Consider the following 18,365-nt stretch of genomic DNA (forward strand, 5'->3'; position numbering starts at 1 on the left):
CGATCGGCGGTGCCACCGCCGGACGCTGGGCGCCGCACGCTCGGGCTCAGGCAGAGGCCGCGCTCATCTGGCGCAGCTCCTTCTTGAGGTCGGAGATCTCGTCCCGGAGCCGGGCCGCGACCTCGAACTGCAGCTCGCCCGCGGCGACGTGCATCTGGTCCGTGAGCTCCTGGATGAGCTCGGCCAGGTCGGCCGTGGCCGCGCCGGCGAGCCGCTCCCGCATCGAGCCGTCGCCCCCGGCCTTGCGCGGTACGGGAGCCTTGGACCCGGCCTGCCGGTACCCACCGGCGAGCAGCTCCTTCGTGTCGATGTCCTCCCGCGCGAGCAGCTCGGTGATGTCGCCGATGCGCTTGCGGAGCGGCTCCGGGTCGATCCCGCGCTCGGTGTTGTACGCGACCTGCTTCTCGCGCCGGCGGTTCGTCTCCTCGATCGCCAGCGCCATCGACGGCGTCACGGAGTCGGCGTACATGTGCACCTGACCCGAGACGTTCCGCGCCGCTCGGCCGATGGTCTGGATGAGGGACGTGCCGGAGCGCAGGAAGCCCTCCTTGTCGGCGTCCAGGATCGCCACGAGCGACACCTCCGGGAGGTCGAGACCCTCCCGGAGCAGGTTGATCCCGACCAGCACGTCGAAGACGCCGGTGCGCAGCTCCCGCAGCAGCTCCACGCGCCGGAGCGTGTCGACCTCCGAGTGCAGGTACCGCACCCGCACGCCACGCTCGAGCAGGTAGTCCGTGAGGTCCTCGGACATCTTCTTCGTCAGTGTCGTGACGAGCACGCGCTCGTCCCGCTCGGCGCGGGCGTTGATCTCGGCCAGGAGGTCGTCGATCTGACCCTTGGTCGGCTTGACCACGATCTCCGGGTCCACGAGCCCTGTCGGGCGGATGACCTGCTCGACGACGCCGTCCGACTGGCCCAGCTCGTACGGCCCCGGGGTCGCGGACAGGTACACCGTCTGCCCGATCCGCTCGAGGAACTCCTCCCAGCGCAGCGGCCGGTTGTCCATGGCGCTGGGGAGCCGGAACCCGTGCTCCACGAGCGTGCGCTTCCGGGACGAGTCGCCCTCGTACATCGCCCCGATCTGCGGGACGGTCTGGTGCGACTCGTCGATGACGAGCATGAAGTCCTCGGGGAAGTAGTCGAGCAGCGTGTGCGGAGGCGACCCCGGCTCGCGGCCGTCGATGTGCCGCGAGTAGTTCTCGATGCCGGAGCATGTGCCGATCTGCCGCATCATCTCGATGTCGTACGTGGTCCTCATCCGCAGCCGCTGCGCCTCGAGTAGACGGCCGCCGCCCTCGAGCTCCGCGAGCCGGTCCTCGAGCTCGACCTCGATCCCCGCGATGGCGCGCTCCATGCGCTCCGGCCCCGCGACGTAGTGCGTGGCGGGGAACAGGTACATCTCCTCCTCGGCGCGCACGACGTCGCCGGTCAGCGGGTGCAGCGTGTGGATCGCCTCGACCTCGTCGCCGAAGAACTCGATCCGCAGCGCGAGCTCCTCGTACACCGGGATGATCTCGACGGTGTCGCCGCGCACCCGGAACGTGCCCCGCTGGAACGACAGGTCGTTCCGCGTGTACTGCATCCCGACGAACTGCCGCAGCAGGTCGTCCCGCTCGATCTGCATCCCGACCCGCAGCCGGACCATGCGGTCGACGTACTCCTGCGGCGTCCCCAGGCCGTAGATGCAGGAGACGGAGGCGACGACGACGACGTCGCGCCGCGTCAGCAGGGAGTTCGTGGCGGAGTGGCGCAGCCGCTCGACCTCGTCGTTGATCGACGAGTCCTTCTCGATGTACGTGTCCGAGCTCGGCACGTACGCCTCGGGCTGGTAGTAGTCGTAGTACGAGACGAAGTACTCGACGGCGTTGTTCGGCAGCAGCTCACGGAACTCCGTGGCGAGCTGCGCGGCGAGCGTCTTGTTCGGTGCCATGACGAGCGTCGGACGCTGCACCTGCTCGATGAGCCACGCCGTGGTCGCCGACTTGCCGGTTCCGGTGGCGCCCAGGAGCACGATGTCCTTCTCACCGGCCTGCAGGCGTGCGGTCAGCTGCGCAATCGCGTCCGGCTGGTCGCCGGACGGCGTGAAGTCGGAGATCACCTCGAACGGGAAGACGCGGCGCTGGAGGTCGGTCACGGGACGCATGGGTCAACGGTACGTCCAGCCACCGACACTCACTCGAGGCCGGGGTGCCGTCGCCGTCCCGGCGTGGACGCACGCTGCACGACCACCGGCGGCACGGCAGGATGGTGGCATCGTCCGGGAGTCGCCCGGACGCCGCGAGGAGGGATCGACCATGCCGACACCCGTCGTCAGCACCGCCAGCACGGTCTGGACCGGCGACCTGTTCCACGGCGCCGGGCGGACGAGCCTCGACAGCTCCGGCCTCGCGACGTTCGACGTCGGCTGGAAGTCGCGCTCCGAGGGCCACGAGGGCCAGACGACGCCGGAGGAGCTGATCGCCGCGGCGCACGCGTCGTGCTACGCGATGGCCTTCTCGAACGAGCTCGCGTCGAACGGCACGCCGCCGACGCAGCTGGACACGAAGGCCGCTGTCACGTTCGTCGCCGGTGAGGGCATCACGGGCATCGCGCTGTCGGTGCGCGGCCAGGTGCCCGGGATCTCCGCCGAGGACTTCGCCCGCATCGCCGACGCGGCGAAGGCCGGCTGCCCGGTGAGCAAGGCGCTGGCCGCGGTGCCGATCACGTTGGACGCCGCGCTCGCCTGACGCGCGTGTGGTGCCGGGCGCGCCGGCTCAGGTCAGCCGTTCCACCTGCGGCCGGTCCGGGTCGGTGTGCTCGACCACGATCGAGGCGCGCCGGCGCGGATCCTGCTCGTCGAGGTAGATGCGGCACGCCGCGGCGTACCGGGACTCGTAGGCCGCGCGGGCGGACTCCTCGCCACCCAGCGCCGTCATGTCCCGGGCGAGCGCGCGGGCCAGGGCCGCGTCCTCGTCCGCGTGGAGATAGACGACGGCGTCCCACAGGTCGCGCAGCTCGTCACGTTGCAGGAAGGTCGCGTCGAAGATGACGACGGCGTCTCCGCTCGCGTGGGCGGTCTCGTCGGCGATCACGGCGTCCGACGCGAAGTCGAGCACGCGCACGGCATAGGTGCGGGTGCCGCCAGGTCCGAGCGGTCGGAGCACACGGTCGGCGAGGGCGTCGAAGTCGTAGGCGTCCTCGTAGTAGCCACGACCCGAGAGGTGACCCTGGCGCCGTCGTCGCTCGCGCACGTGGTGGAACGCGTCGGAGTCGAGGTGCACGACCGGGCGATCGGTCTGGCCCATCGCCGCGGCGAGATCACGGGCGAAGGTCGACTTGCCGACGCCGCACACGCCGTCGACCCCCACGCGGAGCGGGTGACCGGGCCGCATCGCGCCCAGGTGGTCGGCGATGCGGCGGAGCACGTCGGCCCGCTGCGGCGTCATGACCGCACCGCCCGCCCGTCGACGCCGTCGCGCATCGAGTCGCGGCGCGACAGCGCGTCGCGCCATCCCGGCGACCCGGCGACTCGCACGTGGACGTCGACGGCGCGCCCGGGGTCGGCGTTCGCGTGGAGACGCTCGCCACCCTGGGCCGGGTCGGGGTCGTCCGGCGTCGAGGTGTCCTGCGAGCGCCCGGGCACGGGTGGGAACCCGGCGCGTGCCAGGGAGCCGGCCAGCGCGTCGGCGTCCTCGAGCGTCTCCACTCCGAGCTGCAGGTCGAGCACGTCCGTCGCCGCCAGTCCCGGCACCGCCGTCGAGCCGATGTGCTCGGCGTCGACGACGCTCGATCCGCCCGCCCGTCGCAGCCGCGCGAGGATCCGCCCCGCCTGGGCTGCCCACGGGTCACCGGCCGGCGGGTCGACGACGGCGGCCGGCCCGCGCTCCGCCGGCCGTGACTCCCGCACGTTCTCCTCGAACGGCAGGACCCGGTCCCGCCACAGGCGACGGACGGCGTCGAGCGTGTCCGCCAGCGGGCGGTCGTTGCCCAGCAGCACGTCGGCGGCGGCCCGCCGTGCGCCGTCGTCCGCCTGCGCGGCGATCCGAGCTCGGGCCTCGTCAGCGGTCAGCCCTCGCTCGGTGACGAGCCGCCGCTCCCGCTCGTGCGCCGGGACGTCGACGACGACGACGAGGTGGTAGCGGTCGCCCAGTCCGTTCTCGACGAGCAGCGGCACGTCGTGGACGACGACGGCGTCCCGTGGCGCCTGCTCGACGAACCGGGCGAACCGCTCCCCCACGGCCGGGTGCACGATCGCCTCGAGGCGCCGGCGGGCGCCGTCGTCGGCGAACACGAGCTGCGCGAGCGCCGAGCGATCCAGCGAACCATCGCCGGCCAGCACGCCGTCGCCGAACTCCGCCACAACGGACGCCAGGCCGGGAGTGCCCGGCTCGACGACCTCCCGCGCGAGCACGTCGGCGTCAACGACCAGCGCGCCGAGCCGGCTCATCTCACGTGCCACGGTGGACTTGCCGGACGCGATGCCTCCGGTGAGGCCGACGAGGAGCACTCGGCCACCCTAGGCGAGCGAACCGTGTGACGGGCTCGACGGGTCGTGCGCGCGCTGCGCGCGCACGAGCTGTGTCGCCTCGACCCGGTCCGTCGCTCCGAGCTTGCCGAGGATCACGGAGACGTTGTTCGCGACGGTCTTGCCCGAGAGCCCCAAGCGCTCCGCGATCGCGCGGTTGGTGAGGCCCTTCACCAGCAGGTCGAGGACCTGACGTTCCCGCGGGGTGAGACCCCAGACGTCCTCGGCGGGCCGGGCCGCGACGGCGGCCGCGCCGAGCACCGCCCCGGCGAGGTGGGCACCGAGGACCATGGCACCGGTCTCGACGGCCCGGACTGCGGCGAGGATCTCGTCCGGATCCGCGTCCTTGACGACATACCCGGCCGCGCCCGCCGCCAGGGCACGCTGGACCGAGCCGTCATCGTCGAACAGGGTGACGACCACCACCCGGGTCCCGGGGTTCGCCGCGACGATCCGCGAGGTCGCGTCGACGCCGCTGCCGTCGGGCAGCCCGAGGTCCATGATGACCACGCTGGGCCGGAGCCGGAGCGCGAGCTGCTCCGCCTCTCGGACACCCGCTGCCTCGCCGACGACGTCGTAGCCGCCGGCAGCGAGGAGATGGGCGATGCCCCGCCGGTACACGGGGTGGTCGTCGACCACGAGCACTGTCGTCATCCGCCACCGCTCTTCCGAGGTTCCGCACGCTCCGGTGCCTCCCGGTACGGGAGCTGCACCGCGATGCTCGTGCCCTGCCCGGGAGCTCCGGCGATCACGAGTGATCCGCCGAGCTCGTACACCCGCTCGCGAATCGACCGTAGCCCCAGACCCTCACGTCGCGGAACGGGCAGACCGCGGCCGTCATCGGCGACGGTGACGTGGAGCGTCGTGCGTTCGAGCGAGATCCGGATCCTGCACACCTCGGCGGCAGCGTGACGTCGGACGTTCATGACCGCCTCCTGGACGATCCGCAGCGCAGCCGACTCGAGGGCGGCCGAGAGCACGATCCGCTCCTCCGGGGCGTCGATGACGATCCGTGGGGCGCCGCTGGTCGACGCGACGCGATCGCGGACGGCGGCCACCAGGCCGTGGTCGTCGAGGACCGGAGGGCGGAGGTCGTACGCGATCTCCCGGATCTGCCGCGTCGAGTCGCGGATGCCCTGCGCCAGGGTCGCGGCGACACGCGCGATCGCGTCGTCCCGCCCGCGCAACAGCTCGGTGATCGCGGCCGCGTCGAGCCCCAGCCCGGCGAGGGTCGGGACCAGGTCGTCGTGAAGGTCACGCCGGAGGCGGCGCCGTTCCTCCTCGCGGGCGGTGACGACTCGCGACCGTGCCGCGACCAGCTCCGTGATCGCCCGCGTGCCGTCCAACGCCGCTCCTGCCTGCCGGGCGAGTGCGTCGACCACCCGACGGTCGTGCTCCGTCAGGGTGGTCTCACCGGGCCGCGGCGCGACCTCGAAGGTTGCCAGCTCCTCCCCACGGAACCGGATGCCGAATCGCCCGGCGACGCGCGGCAGCTCGCCGTGCTCGGCCGCGAACACCTGGTCACCCGAGAGCCGCGCTCCCTCCAGGCCGAGAGAGTCGCACAGCGTCCGGAGCACGGTCACCGGAACCGCCCGCGGGTCGAGGCTCCGGTCGAGCAGCTGGCCAAGCGCGGCGAGGGTCGTGAGCGGGTCTGGACGACCTCCGTACACGACCCGATGGGCGACCTTGGCACCGCACCACGCCAGCGGCAGCGTCACGAGCGCGACCACCGCGGCAGCTGCCCAGGACGTCGCCCGCCCGTTCCCTCCCTCAGGCAGGAGCGCCGTCGTCAGGACCACGCATCCGGTCACCCCGAGACCCACGACCGACACCTGGATGCCGACGTGGAGGGCCCTGTCGACCGGCACGATCCGGGGCGCGAGGAGTCCGACCGCCAGGCCGGTAGGACCCAGGAGGTTGAGGATCATCGCGAGCGACGACCCCAGCGCGCCGTCGGGCGTGCCGGTCAGCCCGACGAGCACGGCGGTCATCACCACGAAGAGGGTGATCTGAGCGAGGAAGCCGAGCACCGCCCACCTCGTGCGTTCCCGCTCGTCGACCCCCGAGCGGCGCACGTAGCGGTACACCTGCCCGCCGAGGAGGAGCACGAGCCAGGTGACGAGGATGTGCCAGGGCCACCAGGCGGACTGATCGTCCCACCGGAAGCCTGAGGCGACGTTGCCCATCTGGACGGCGACGGCGAGCGCCACCGGCCAGAGCGTCCAGCGCGGCACGAACCGTCCGTCGGGGAACGTGGCGAGCAGCACAGCCGCCGCGCTGAGCGTGATCGCGTTGACCAGCCCGTTCCAGGTCGTCGACGTCCCGCCCGGGTCGACGACCGCGACGGTGCCTGCGGCGAGCAGGATCGTCGCGGTCGCCTCGCGCGGCAGGACCCGGTCGCGCCGGAGGGCGCCGTGCACCAGTGCCACGACGAGCGGTGCGGTGACGGCGACGACCACGATCTGCGCCCAGACCATCGGCACCGCCCCATCATGGCCGAACGGCGACCGGCGGTGCGGGACTCACGACCTCCGTGCGGCGGGCGCGTCGCACGAGCAGGACCCCGACGATGCCGACCCAGAGCATCAGGACGAGCACGCCGACCGGGAACCCGACCACGACGTCCGCGGTGAGCGCCACGACAGCCAGCGACGTCGCGACGACGACGTGACCCGCGCCGAGCACCGCCGCGCGCCGGGCGACGACGGCCAACCCGACCAGCCACGTCGCCAGGAGCACGTTGGCCGCGAAGACCGCACCGTTGACCGGCACGTAGAGGCTGTCGACGACCGCGCGGAGCGTGTCGGGTGGCACGTCACCACCGGAGCCGATGGCCTCGGCGGCGCCGCCGTGCAGGCCGAGGCCCATCGCCGCCCCGAGAACGCCCGCTCCGACGGACAGGAAGCCGGCAGCGGCCGCTGCCCGGCCGGCGGTCGTCCGAACGGCCCAGGGAAGCTGGGTGGCGGACGCCACGGCGACGAGGACCGCGAGGTACCAGGCGACGTTGATGACGTAGAGCAGGCTCGACGACCAGCGCAGCTCGGGGAGATCGGACGGAAGCATGTGCTCCGGGATCGCGAGCAGCGCGGAGGTCGTCTGGTTGAACACGACGTGCATCACGTACAGCAGTGCGGCCGCGATCAGGGCGCGACCGGTGGTGCGAAGAGGTGGACGCGCGGGCTGCAGAGCAACCGGCACGTCTGAGGACATCTGCATGGTTCTGCGCTCCTTCGGTGATACCGACGTGTGTCGGTGTCACCATCGGAGCGCCGGACGTTCCCGGGTCACCAGGGTGCGTGGTTCCCGGCCGACCCTTCAGGCGAGAGTGCCCCCCGGCACGGCGAGGTCGTGCTCCACCGCCACGCACGCCCGCAGGATCACCGTGAGGCACCGCGCGGTGGCGTCGACGGGCAGCGACGGCCCTGGTCCGTCCGCAGGCGTCGCCGGCACGTGCACGAAGCCTGCGCGCATCCGTCCACCGGACGCCTCGGCGAGACCCACGCCCAGATAGAGCGCGGCGTTGCACACGAACGTCCCGGCCGAGGTCGAGAGCTCGACCGGGAGCCCGGCGTCCCGCGCCGCGACGAGCGCCGCCTTCACCGGGAGCGACGTGAACCGAGCCGGCGGGCCGTCCGGATCGACGGGCTCGTCGATCGGCTGCCGGCCCTCGTTGTCGGGGATGCGCGCGTCGACGAGATTGAGCCCCACACGTTCGAGCGACACCCGCCGCCGTCCCGTGGCCACGCCTGTCGCGACGAGCAGGTCCGGCTGGTGCCGTGCCACGAGGTCCGCGAGGGCCGGGCCGACGGCGGCGAACGTGCACGGCAGCTCGGCCGGCACGAGTCGCGCCCCTTCCCGCTCCGCGTCCCAGTGGTGCGCCACGTGCCGGACCGCGTCCCAGGACGCGTTCGCGCTCGCACCGCCGAACGGCTCGAACCCGGTGAGCAGGATCGTGGTCACGGGAACCTCCCGAGCTCGAGAGCGGCGAACGTCAGCGCGGTGACGGTGGAGGCGTCGGTGATCCCACCCTCCCGCACGAGGCGCAGGGCCTCGGCGAGGGGGACGCGGCGGGTCCCGCGGATCCCCTCCTCCGCGGCGCCGACCGCGGGGCCGCCGAGCGTGAGCTCCCTGGCGAGGAACACGTGCTCGCGCGCTCGCGCGACGCCGTTCAGCGCCCACACCGCACCCAGAGGCGACCACGAGCCGGCGAGGAGGCCCGTCTCCTCGAGCAGCTCACGCTGAGCCGCCACGAGCAGCTCCTCGCCGTCGCTCCCGCCCGCCGGCACCTCCAGCGAGAGGACTCCGGTCGTGTAGCGCTCCAGCTCGACGAGAACCACGCTGTCCTCGTCGTCCACGGCGACGACGAACACGGCGGGCGCGACATCCACCACCCCGTAGATCCCGGGCGAGCCGTCCGGGCGCGTCACGGCGTCCTCACGCACACGGATCCAGGGGTTCGTGTAGACGTCGCGGGTCGAGTGCGTCGTCCAGGTCACGGACCCACGGTAGTCGCGCGAAGCCCCGCAACGACGACGGCGCCCCTCACCGCGAAGGTGAGGGGCGCCGTCGTTCACGCTGCTGGAGCGATCAGGCTCCGGTGAGCTTCTCGCGGAGCGCCGCGAGTGCCTCGTCCGAGGCCAGCGTGCCCACGGCCTCGGCCGGTGCGGAGCCGAAGCTCTTCGGGCCGTCGACCGGCGCGTCGGCCGAACCCGACTCGGCGTCGGCCTCGATGGCGGCCGCCACCTGGCGCTTGTGCGCCTCCCAGCGCGTCTGCGCCTCGGCGTACTGCGCCTCCCAGGCCTCGCGCTGCGTGTCGAAGCCCTCGAGCCACTCGTTCGTCTCGGGGTCGAAGCCCTCGGGGTACTTGTAGTTCCCCGCCTCGTCGTACTCGGCCGCCATGCCGTACAGCGACGGGTCGAAGTCGTCACCGGCCGGGTCGACGCCCTCGTTCGCCTGCTTGAGCGACAGCGAGATGCGGCGACGCTCGAGGTCGATGTCGATGACCTTGACGAAGACCTCCTCGCCGACCTTCGCGACCTGCTCCGGCACCTCGACGTGGCGCACGGCCAGCTCCGAGATGTGCACGAGGCCCTCGATGCCGTCCTCGACGCGCACGAACGCGCCGAACGGCACGAGCTTCGTGACCTTGCCCGGCACGACCTGGCCGATCGCGTGCGTCCGGGCGAACTGCTGCCACGGGTCTTCCTGCGTCGCCTTCAGCGACAGGGAGACGCGCTCGCGGTCGAGCTCCACGTCGAGCACCTCGACGGTGACCTCCTGGCCGACCTCGACGACCTCGGACGGGTGGTCGATGTGCTTCCAGGACAGCTCGGACACGTGGACGAGACCGTCGACGCCGCCGAGGTCCACGAACGCACCGAAGTTGACGATCGAGGAGACGACGCCGTTGCGGATCTGGCCCTTCTGCAGCGTGGCCAGGAACGTCGAGCGCACCTCGGACTGCGTCTGCTCGAGCCAGGCGCGGCGCGAGAGCACGACGTTGTTCCGGTTCTTGTCGAGCTCGATGATCTTCGCCTCGAGCTCCTTGCCGACGTACGGCTGGAGGTCGCGCACGCGGCGCATCTCGACGAGCGACGCCGGGAGGAAGCCGCGGAGCCCGATGTCCAGGATCAGACCACCCTTGACGACCTCGATCACCGTTCCGGTGACGACGCCGTCCTCCTCCTTGATCTTCTCGATCGTGCCCCAGGCGCGCTCGTACTGGGCGCGCTTCTTCGAGAGCAGCAGCCGGCCTTCCTTGTCCTCCTTCTGGAGGACGAGGGCCTCGACGCGCTCACCGACGGAGACGACCTCCTCGGGGTCCACGTCGTGCTTGATGGAGAGCTCACGCGAGAGGATGACGCCCTCGGTCTTGTAACCGATGTCGAGGAGAACCTCGTCACGGTCCACCTTGACGATGGTGCCCTCGACGATGTCGCCGTCGTTGAAGTACTTGATGGTCTCGTCGATGGCGGCGAGGAAGTCCTCGGCCGACCCGATGTCGTTGATGGCGACCTGCGGTGTCGTGGCCGGGGCTGGGGTAGAGATGGTCATGGAAGAAGGGACTCCGTTGCGGACTTCGGATCGTGCGGACAGGACAGTTCAGCCGTACATCTGCTGAGGATGCGGCGCCAGGCGCTGCAAGGTGGGGACGTGCCCGCGCTCCGGGCGAGGGCAGGCACACCACGCCGTCGAACATCTTAGGCGCCGGGGGAAGGCCCGGTCAAAGCAGGCGTCACGAGAGCGGGGGCGGCGCGAGCCGCAGATCGAGCGATGCGCCCGGGATCGCGGCGAGCAGCCGCCGTGTGTACGCGTCCTGCGGGTCGTCGAACACGCGATCGGTCGGGCCGGCTTCGACGACCCTCCCGTGCTCCATCACGCAGACCTCGTCGGCGATCTGCCGGATGACGGCGAGGTCGTGGGAGATGAAGAGGTAGCTGAGCCCGAGCCGGGACTGCAGGTCCGCGAGCAGGTGCAGGATCTGGGACTGGACGATCACGTCGAGCGCCGACACCGCCTCGTCGCAGACGAGGATCTCAGGGGCCGGAGCGAGCGCCCGGGCGATCGCGACACGCTGGCGCTGACCGCCGGAGAGCTCCGCCGGGTATCTGTTGAGGATGTCCGCCGGGAGGGCGACGGCGTCGAGCAGCTCGAGCACACGTGCCCGCCGCGCGTCGGCGTCACCCAGGCGGTGCGCGCGCAGGGGCTCCTCGATCGTCCGGTAGATCGTGTACAGCGGGTCGAGCGACGAGTACGGGTCCTGGAAGATCGGCTGGACCCGGAGCCGGAACGCGACCTCCTCGGCGCGGGACCGGACGCCGACCTGCTCGCCGTCGATCTCGATCGTGCCGGACGTCGGCGGCAGCAGGTCGAGGAGCATCCGCGCGACCGTCGACTTCCCGGACCCGGACTCCCCCACGATCCCGAGGGTCCGCCCTCGCTGGATCGTGAACGACACGTCGTCGACGGCGACGACGTCCGGGTGACGGCCGACGAGTCCCTTGCGTGCCCCGGGGAACACCTTGCGCAGGTTCCGTGCTCGCACCACGGGGATCGCGGCCCCGGCCGCGTCGTCGGTGGCCACGGCGTCGGCGGACTCGTCCCGAGCCGCGGCGGCCAGCAGGTCGGCGCCCTCGACGACGTCGTCGGCCCCGACGTCCTTCGCGATCTGGATGCGTCGGGACGCCAGCGACGGCGCCGCGCCGAGCAGCCGCTTCGTGTACTCGTGCTGGGGGTCGACGAGGATCTGCCGCGCCGGCCCCAGCTCGACCACCCGCCCGCGGTGCATGACGACGACGTGCGACGCCCGCTCGGCAGCGAGGCCGAGGTCGTGCGTGATGAGCAGCACCGCGGCGCCGAGCGACGACGTCAGGTCCTCGAGGCGGTCGAGGATCACCCGCTGCACGGTGACGTCGAGGGCCGACGTCGGCTCGTCCGCCACGAGCAGCCGCGGGGATCCGGCGAGGCCGATCGCGATGAGCGCACGCTGGCGCATACCGCCGGAGAACTCGTGGGGGTACGCGCCCATCCGGTCCTCGGCATCCGGGAGGCCGGCCTCCGCGAGCAGCTCCGCGGCACGGGTGCGGGCCGCCGCACCGCGCGCGACGCCGGTGTCCTCCAGCGTCTCGACGAGCTGCCGACCCACCCGGGCGACCGGGTTGAGGTTCGACATCGGGTCCTGGGGCACGAGCCCGAGCACCCGGCCGCGCATCTGCTGCAGCTGCGCCGGGCGCAGCCGCGCGACGTCGCGCCCGTCGACCAGCACCTGACCGGCAGTGACGCTGCCGTTCGAGGGCAGCAGCCCGAGCACCGCCGACGCGACGGTCGTCTTGCCCGACCCCGACTCGCCGACGATCGCGAGCGTCTGACCCGCGGCGATGTCGAACGTCACGTCGCTCGCGGCGACGAGGGGTCCCTGCTCGGTCCGGAAGGTGACCTCCAGGCCGCGCACGCTCACCAGCGGCGCCGTCGGGTCGGCGCCCGGCCGGGCGACGTCGTCGTCGGTCACCTCGTCGTCGATCGGGAGGTCGGTCGTCATGTCACCGCCTCCGGGACCGGGGATCGAGGGCCTCCCGCAGCGACTCGCCGAGGAGGGTGAACCCCAGAGCCGTGATGGAGATGCACAGCCCGGGCAGGAACGCCAGCCTCGGCGCGATCGCCAGCTCGTTCTGCGCCTGCGTCAGCATGCGGCCCCACTCCGCGGTGGTCGGCCGGCCGCCACCGAGCCCGAGGAACGACAGCGCCGCTGCCTCGATCACGGCCGTCGCGAGGACGAGAGTCGCCTGGACGATCACCGGCCCGAGGCTGTTCGGCAGGATGTGCGACATCGTCACGGTCCCGCGGGAGAGCCCGAGAGACCGCGCCGCGAGCACGTACTCCTGGCTCCGCTGCTGCAGCATCGACCCGCGCAGCAGCCGCGCGAAGATCGGGATCTGCACGACGCCGATCGCGAGGATGACGGCGAACGGTCGCTGGCCGGCGATCGCGGCGATCGACACGGCGAGCAGGAGCGACGGGATGGCCAGCATGAGGTCGACGAACCGCATCGTCGCCGTGTCGACCGACCCCGCGAAGGCACCCGCGAGCAGGCCGAGCAGCATGCCGCCGACGAGCCCGATCAGGGTGGACGCGACACCGATGACGAGCGACGCCCGCGCGCCCCAGATGAGCTTGCTGTAGACGTCGCCACCGAACCGGTCCAGCCCGAGCGGGAACTCGTCGGAGGGACCGGGGATGTACGTGGGCCGGATGAGGTCCCGGCCGGGTGTCTCCTCCCCGCCGTACGGGGCGATCCACGGAGCGAACAGGGCGACGAGCACGAACACGACCACGATGACGGCACCGATGATCGCGATCGGGTTGCGACGCAGCCGGCGGAACGCCAACCGCCAGATGCTGGCACCGGCGTCGTCGGTCGACGTCCGAGGCGGCGGGGTGTCCGACGGCGCAGGCTGCGCGGGCGGCAAGGTCGCGGTCATCGGGCACGCATCCTCGGGTCGATGACGCCGTACGACACGTCGACGGCGAGGTTGACGAGTGCGTAGATCACCGCGATGACGAGGATGAATCCCTGCAGGACCGGGTAGTCGCTCGCCGTGATCGACTCGTACAGAAAGCTTCCGATGCCCGGGAACGCGAACACCGTCTCGGTCAGCACCGCCCCGGACAGCAGCAGGCCGACCTGCAGCCCGATGGTCGTCACGACCGGGAGCATCGCGTTGCGCAGCACGACGCGGTTGCGCAGCCGGGTCGATCGCAACCCCTTGGCGCGCGCCGTCCGCACGTAGTCGGCGCCCTGCACCTCGATCACCGAGGCCCGCGTCATGCGGGTGATGATCGCGAGCGGGATCGTGCCGAGCGCGATCGCCGGCAGCACGAGGTGCATGAACGCGTCCCAGGCGGCGTCCCACTCGCCGGTGATGACGCCGTCGAGCACGTACAGCCCGGTGTAGTGCGTCGCGTCGAGCCCCTGGGACTGCCGCCCCGTCGTGTAGAACCAGCCGAGCTGGACAGCGAACACGTACTTGAGCATGAACGCCAGGAAGAAGACCGGCACCGTCACGCCGAGCAGCGACACGACGACCGACGCGTGATCGACCACCTTGCCGTGGTGCCGGGCGGCGACGTACCCGAGCGCCAGCCCGATGACGACGGCGAACACCAGCGCGAAGATGGTGAGCTCCAGCGTCGCCGGGAACCGGGAGGCGAACTCCTCGATGACCGGCCGACGCGTGCGGATCGAGACCCCGAAGTCGCCGGAGATCATCCTCGACACGTACGTGAGGTACTGCTCGGGGAGCGGACGGTCGAAGCCGTAGACGCGGTTGAGCTCCGCGATCGACTCCGGGGTCGCCCGCTCCCCGAGGAGAGCCACAGCAGGGCCTCCGGGCAGTGCCCGCACCCACAGGAACAGCAGGATCGACAGCCCGAACAGCGTCGGCACGAGCAGCGCCAGACGCCGGACGATGAGCCGGGTCATGCGCGGACCTCGTCATCCGTTCCAGCGGGAGGCGTCACTCCTCGATCGACACGACGTTGTAGACCTCGTCCTGCACCGGCGACGCCGGGTAGTCCCGCACCTCCGGCCGGAACGCCAGCGAGGGCACCGGGTGGGCGATCGGGACGCCGGGGAGGAACTCCATGATCTGCGCGTTCACGTCCTCGTACAGGGCCGTCTGCTCCTCGACCGTCGGGGCGACCCGCGCGGACGACAGCGCATCGAACAGCTCGGGGTTGTCGAAGCCCCACTCGCTCGACGGTCCGCCGAAGAAGACGCCGACGAAGTTGTACGTGTCGTTGTAGTCGCCGGTCCATCCGAGCAGGTGCAGCCCGTGGTCGGCGCCGCCCTGGATCCGGTCGAGGTAGTCCGGCGACCACGGGAGCGGGGTGGATTCGACGGTGATGCCGACCTCCTCGAGATCCGCCGCGACGCGCTCGAACACCTGCTCCGGCGTCGGCATGTACGGCCGCGACACGTCCGTGGGGTACGTGAAGTTGATCGTCAGGTCGCTGACGCCGGCCTGCGCGAGCAGGTCGCGGGCGAGGTCCGGGTCGTAGTCGTACGTCGTGACCTCGTCGTTGTAGCCGAGCACGGACGGCGGCACGAAGTTCGTCGCGACCTCCGTGCCCTCCGGCAGCGTGGCGGCCACGAGCGCCTCCTTGTCGACCGCGTGCGCGATGGCCTGCCGGACACGGATGTCCGCCAGCTCGGGGATCGCCTGGTTCATACCCAGGTAGAGGACGTTGAACGCGTCGCGGTCGACGATCTGGAACCCGTCCGCCGCGAGCGCCTCGACGTCCGCGGGCCCGACGAGGTCGTACCCGTCGATCTCCCCTGCCTCGAGCGCCTGTCGGCGCGCTGTCGGGTCGGAGATGATCGGGAACACGACCTCGGTGATCTGGCCCTGCTCGCCCCAGTAGTCGGGGTTCGCGGACAGGACGACCTGCTCGCCCGGCGACCACGACGTGAACACGAACGGTCCGGTGCCGGTGGGGTGCTCGGTGGCGTAGGTGGGAAGGACCGGCGCCTCGGCGGACCCCGTGACGTCGTCGGCGCCGTACTCCTGCAGCGCCGTCGGCGACTGCATCGAGAACGCGGGCAGGGACAGCGCCGACACGAGCTCAGGGAGCGGGGAGGACAGCGTGATGACGGCCGTCAGCTCGTCGGGTGCTTCGCACGAGGAGTACTTGCCCGTGCCGTCCATCGCGGCGTTCTCGCTCGACGCGAAGCCGCCGTTCACCTTCCCCCAGTAGTAGGACAGGCTCTCGGACTGCGCGATGCCTTCGAAGTTGTTCCACCGCTCGAAGTTGAAGCACACGGCCTCGGCGTTGAACGGGGTGTCGTCGTGGAACGTGACGCCCTCGCGGAGCGAGAACGTGTACTCGAGGCCGTCGTCGCTCACCTCCCACTCCTCCGCGAGGAGCGGCGCCGGGTCGGCCGTGCCGGGCACCGTGCCGACGAGGCCCTCGAACATCTGCCGCGCGACCCGGAACGTCTCGCCGTCGCTGGCGAAGGCCGGGTCGAGCGAGGCCGGGTCCGACGACGCCGCGAACGTGAACGTCTGCTCGGCGGCCGAGGTCCCGCCGTCGGTCGGGTCCTCGCCACCGCGCTGCGAGGCGCATCCCGACAGCACCAGCGCGAGCCCTGCCGCGCCTACGACGCCCGCCTTGATCCCCTGGCGCATGAGTGCCACCTTTCGTGCAGAGGGGTTCCTCGTCGAACCCGACAGATGACCGACCCTAGACGACGGATGTCACGAACAGATGACGAAACGAGCACAAACTTCTCCATGACCGCACCTGAGCGCGAGCATCTGGCGGACGCCGGGTACCGCCGACTCGACCCTCGCGGATCCGCCCAGGCGGGGGGTGCGTCCCGCGCGTGGTGGGACGCGAACGCGCGGGAGTACGAGTCCGAGCACGGTGCGTTCCTCGGCGACGCCGACCTGTGCTGGGGGCCGGAGGGGCTCCGCGAGCAGGACGCTCGGCTGCTGGGCCCCGCCGGCGCCCTGCGCGGCGCCCGGGTGCTGGAGATCGGGTGCGGCGCCGCGCAGGGGGCGCGGTGGGCGGCCGGCGCCGGGGCGTCGGCCGTCGGCACGGACGTGTCGGCGGGGATGCTCGACGCCGCGCGCCGGGCGGACGACCGCACGGGCACGAGCGTGCCGCTCGTCCAGGCCGACGCGCGGGCGCTCCCGTTCGCCGCCGGCTCGTTCGACGTCGCGTTCACGGCGTACGGCGCCATCCCGTTCGTCCCGGACGCCGACGCGATCCATCGCGAGGTGGCGCGCGTCCTGCGCGACGGCGGTCGCTGGGTCTTCTCCGTCACCCATCCGGTCCGTTGGGCCTTCCCCGACGATCCCGGGCCGGGCGGTCTCACCGTCACCCGCTCGTACTTCGATCGCCGGCCCTACGTCGAGCTCGGCGACTCCGGGGACGTGCTGTACGCCGAGTTCCACCGGACGCTCGGGGACCACGTGCGGGACGTCGTCGGCGCGGGCTTCCGGCTGCTGGACCTGGTGGAACCGGAGTGGCCCGACGGTCACGACGAGGTGTGGGGCGGGTGGAGCGCGGAGCGCGGTGCGGTGCTGCCCGGGACGGCGATCTTCGTCTGCGAGCTCCGCTAGCTCGTCAGCCGCAGACGCGACGGCGCGGTGGACAGCGGCGTCGGGAGCCGGAGCGGTCCTGCGCCGGGTGTCACGGACCCGAGGACCCGGGCACCGGAGGCCCCCGTGGCGCTGGGCACCGAGGCGGGGAGGCCGTGGGCGGTGAACCAGCCGAGGAGCGCGAACGCGACGGCCTCCTTGTGGTCCACCGACACCCCGAACGCATCGGAGGGAACCACCTCGACGCCGGGCACGGCAGCCGTCAGCGCGCCGAGCAGCACCGGGTTGCGCACGCCCCCGCCCGAGACCACGAGGCGCGCCACGTCGAGCCGCCGGACGTCCTGGGCGACGACCCGAGCCGTGAGCTCGGTGAGCGTCGACACCAGGTCCTCGAGCGACAGGTCGGCGGCGGCGGCACCGCCCGCCCCGCGCCGGACGCGGTCGACGTACCCCGGGTCGAACAGCTCCTTCCCGGTGCTCTTCGGCGGCCGGCGCGCGTAGTACGGCTCCGTCAGCAGCGCGTCGAGCAGGGGTGCGTGCACGCGTCCGGCCGCGGCGAGAGCCCCGTCGGCGTCGTAGGCTCCCCGGCCCGCCGCGGCGACCGCCGCGTCGATGAGCGCGTTCGCCGGGCCGACGTCGTACGCGACCGGGTCGGCACCGTCACCGACCACCGTGACGTTCGCGATCCCGCCGAGGTTGAGGACGGCGGTCCGGCCGCTCGCGCCCGCCAGCAGCAGCTCGTCGAGCAGCGGGACGAGCGGCGCGCCCTGCCCGCCCGCGGTGACGTCCCGGATGCGCACGTCCGCGACGACCGGCACGCCGAGCCGCTCCGCGATCCACGCGGGCGACCCGAGCTGGAGCGTGCCGAGCGCGCTGCCCTCGGCCACCCAGTGGTACATCGTCTGGCCGTGCGAGCACACGAGATCGGGCGGCTCCGGGACGTCCGGTGCGGCTGCCGCCTCCGCGGCGGCGTCGGCGAACGCGTGGCCCAGGTCCGCGTCCAGGGCGCACACCTCGGCCATCCCGACCTGCGCCGGGGGCAGTGCTCCGGCCACCCGGGCGCGCAGCGCCGTCGGGTACGGCACGGTCGTCGCGTGCTCGACGACGCCGCGCAGCTGGGCGCCGCCCGCGTCGAGCGTGAATCGCACCACCGCGACGTCGATCCCGTCGTGCGAGGTCCCGGAGATCATGCCGAGCACCCGCATCGGTGCCGCGGGCGACGCCGCCGCGGAGGCGCCCGCGCCGGCCCCCACGTCGCC

Annotated in this window: 16 protein-coding genes; 2 read left to right on the plus strand and 14 right to left on the minus strand. The window is 72.2% G+C overall.

What is annotated here, in order from left to right:
• Positions 1-46: 46 nt before the first annotated feature.
• Positions 47-2,143 (minus strand): excinuclease ABC subunit UvrB, encoded by a 2,097-nt coding sequence (uvrB, locus tag BCAV_RS11000; protein WP_015882676.1) that lies wholly within the window; start codon positions 2,141-2,143, stop codon positions 47-49.
• Between the two features lie 151 nt (positions 2,144-2,294).
• Between uvrB and BCAV_RS11005 the strand changes: the two genes are divergently transcribed.
• Positions 2,295-2,726, plus strand: a complete 432-nt coding sequence (locus BCAV_RS11005; RefSeq protein WP_015882677.1) for an OsmC family protein — start codon at positions 2,295-2,297, stop codon at positions 2,724-2,726.
• 27 nt (positions 2,727-2,753) lie between these two features.
• Here the strand turns inward: BCAV_RS11005 and BCAV_RS11010 are convergent, their stop codons facing one another.
• The 12 genes from BCAV_RS11010 to BCAV_RS11065 all read right to left on the minus strand — a co-directional run bounded on the left by BCAV_RS11010 (position 2,754) and on the right by BCAV_RS11065 (position 16,188).
• Entirely contained in the window at positions 2,754-3,425 is a 672-nt protein-coding gene (locus tag BCAV_RS11010) for an AAA family ATPase (RefSeq protein WP_015882678.1), read from the minus strand.
• Positions 3,422-4,486 carry a dephospho-CoA kinase gene (gene coaE / locus BCAV_RS11015; RefSeq protein WP_015882679.1) on the minus strand — a complete coding sequence of 355 codons (1,065 nt, stop codon included), beginning with the start codon at positions 4,484-4,486 and terminating at the stop codon, positions 3,422-3,424. Before coaE ends, BCAV_RS11010 begins: the two co-directional genes overlap by 4 nt.
• Before the next feature lie 9 nt (positions 4,487-4,495).
• Positions 4,496-5,158, minus strand: a complete 663-nt coding sequence (locus BCAV_RS11020; protein ID WP_015882680.1) for a response regulator — start codon at positions 5,156-5,158, stop codon at positions 4,496-4,498.
• Positions 5,155-6,981: a sensor histidine kinase gene (locus BCAV_RS11025; RefSeq protein ID WP_015882681.1), complete on the minus strand. Its 1,827-nt coding sequence runs from the start codon at positions 6,979-6,981 to the stop codon at positions 5,155-5,157. Before BCAV_RS11025 ends, BCAV_RS11020 begins: the two co-directional genes overlap by 4 nt.
• A 13-nt stretch (positions 6,982-6,994) precedes the next feature.
• The gene (locus BCAV_RS11030; RefSeq protein ID WP_015882682.1) at positions 6,995-7,720 is read right to left on the minus strand and encodes a hypothetical protein; all 726 of its coding nucleotides are present in this window, start codon (positions 7,718-7,720) and stop codon (positions 6,995-6,997) included.
• Positions 7,721-7,819: 99 nt separating this feature from the next.
• Positions 7,820-8,464 (minus strand): pyroglutamyl-peptidase I, encoded by a 645-nt coding sequence (locus tag BCAV_RS11035; protein ID WP_015882683.1) that lies wholly within the window; start codon positions 8,462-8,464, stop codon positions 7,820-7,822.
• On the minus strand, positions 8,461-9,000 hold the full coding sequence (locus tag BCAV_RS11040; protein ID WP_015882684.1) for an NUDIX domain-containing protein: 540 nt from the start codon (positions 8,998-9,000) through the stop codon (positions 8,461-8,463). The genes BCAV_RS11035 and BCAV_RS11040 overlap by 4 nt, the downstream gene beginning before the upstream one ends.
• Positions 9,001-9,091: 91 nt before the next feature.
• Positions 9,092-10,558, minus strand: coding sequence for a 30S ribosomal protein S1 (rpsA, locus tag BCAV_RS11045; RefSeq protein WP_015882685.1), 1,467 nt, complete (start codon positions 10,556-10,558; stop codon positions 9,092-9,094).
• Between the two features lie 181 nt (positions 10,559-10,739).
• Positions 10,740-12,542: a dipeptide ABC transporter ATP-binding protein gene (locus BCAV_RS11050; RefSeq protein WP_015882686.1), complete on the minus strand. Its 1,803-nt coding sequence runs from the start codon at positions 12,540-12,542 to the stop codon at positions 10,740-10,742.
• Between the two features lies 1 nt (position 12,543).
• Complete coding sequence (locus BCAV_RS11055; protein ID WP_015882687.1) at positions 12,544-13,482, minus strand: ABC transporter permease; 939 nt, start codon at positions 13,480-13,482, stop codon at positions 12,544-12,546.
• On the minus strand, positions 13,479-14,483 hold the full coding sequence (locus tag BCAV_RS11060) for an ABC transporter permease (protein WP_015882688.1): 1,005 nt from the start codon (positions 14,481-14,483) through the stop codon (positions 13,479-13,481). Before BCAV_RS11060 ends, BCAV_RS11055 begins: the two co-directional genes overlap by 4 nt.
• 34 nt (positions 14,484-14,517) lie before the next feature.
• Positions 14,518-16,188, minus strand: coding sequence for an ABC transporter substrate-binding protein (locus BCAV_RS11065; protein ID WP_015882689.1), 1,671 nt, complete (start codon positions 16,186-16,188; stop codon positions 14,518-14,520).
• Between the two features lie 105 nt (positions 16,189-16,293).
• Between BCAV_RS11065 and BCAV_RS11070 the strand changes: the two genes are divergently transcribed.
• A complete protein-coding gene (locus BCAV_RS11070; RefSeq protein ID WP_015882690.1) occupies positions 16,294-17,127 on the plus strand; it encodes a class I SAM-dependent methyltransferase in 834 nt (277 codons plus the stop codon).
• On the opposite strand, the gene BCAV_RS11075 is transcribed toward BCAV_RS11070, so the two are convergent.
• The gene (locus BCAV_RS11075; RefSeq protein WP_015882691.1) at positions 17,124-18,311 is read right to left on the minus strand and encodes an anhydro-N-acetylmuramic acid kinase; all 1,188 of its coding nucleotides are present in this window, start codon (positions 18,309-18,311) and stop codon (positions 17,124-17,126) included. The two genes, BCAV_RS11070 and BCAV_RS11075, sit on opposite strands and share 4 nt — an antisense overlap.
• Positions 18,312-18,365: the final 54 nt, after the last annotated feature.

It is taken from the genome of Beutenbergia cavernae DSM 12333, assembly GCF_000023105.1.
Taxonomy (GTDB): domain Bacteria; phylum Actinomycetota; class Actinomycetes; order Actinomycetales; family Beutenbergiaceae; genus Beutenbergia; species Beutenbergia cavernae.